Genomic DNA, 1,180 nt, shown 5'->3' on the forward strand with positions numbered 1-1,180 from the left:
CGACTTACTCGACGATTTTCGACACGACGCCGGCGCCGACGGTGCGGCCGCCTTCGCGGATGGCGAAACGCAGGCCGTTTTCCATCGCGATCGGTGCGATCAGTTCAACCTCGAACGACACGTTGTCGCCGGGCATAACCATCTCGGTGCCAGCTGCCAGGGTCACGGTGCCGGTCACGTCAGTTGTACGGAAGTAGAACTGAGGACGGTAGTTCGCGAAGAACGGAGTGTGACGACCGCCTTCTTCCTTGGTCAGGATATAGGCTTCGGCTTCGAACTTGGTGTGCGGTGTAACCGAACCCGGCTTACACAGAACCTGACCACGCTCAACGCCTTCACGGTCGATACCGCGCAGCAGGGCGCCGATGTTGTCGCCCGCTTCACCGCGATCCAGCAGCTTGCGGAACATTTCAACACCAGTACAGGTGGTTTTCTGAGTGTCACGGATGCCGACGATTTCGATCTCGTCGCCAACATTGATCACGCCACGCTCGACACGACCGGTCACAACGGTACCACGACCCGAGATCGAGAACACGTCTTCGACCGGCATCAGGAATGGCTGGTCAACAGCGCGCTCAGGTGTCGGGATGTATTCGTCCACGGCCGCCATCAGCTTGCGGATCGATTCTTCGCCGATTTCCGGCTTGTTGCCTTCCATCGCGGCCAGAGCCGAACCTGCGATGACAGGAATGTCGTCGCCGGGGTAGTCATACGAAGACAGCAGCTCGCGGATTTCCATTTCCACCAGTTCCAGCAGTTCTTCGTCGTCAACCTGATCCACTTTGTTCATGAACACGACCATGGTCGGGATGCCAACCTGGCGGCCCAGCAGGATGTGCTCGCGGGTCTGCGGCATCGGGCCGTCAGCAGCGTTCACAACCAGGATCGCGCCGTCCATCTGTGCGGCACCGGTGATCATGTTCTTGACGTAGTCGGCGTGGCCGGGGCAGTCGACGTGCGCATAGTGACGCGTGTCGGTCTCGTATTCCACGTGGGCGGTCGAGATGGTGATGCCACGTGCTTTTTCTTCAGGCGCGCCGTCAATCTGATCATACGCTTTGAAGTCACCGAAATACTTGGTGATTGCTGCGGTCAGCGTGGTCTTGCCGTGGTCAACGTGGCCAATCGTGCCGATGTTGACGTGCGGCTTATTACGCTCAAACTTTTCCTTTGCCAT

General features: G+C 58.7%; 1 protein-coding gene. It reads right to left on the bottom strand.

What is annotated here, in order from left to right; all coding sequences use genetic code 11:
• Positions 1-4: 4 nt before the first annotated feature.
• Positions 5-1,180 (bottom strand): elongation factor Tu (gene tuf / locus AC2FI8_RS24500; protein ID WP_108861257.1); only part of this gene is annotated, 1,176 nt, incomplete at its 5' end.

The sequence above is a fragment of the Ruegeria sp. CDSB029 genome (assembly GCF_059611125.1).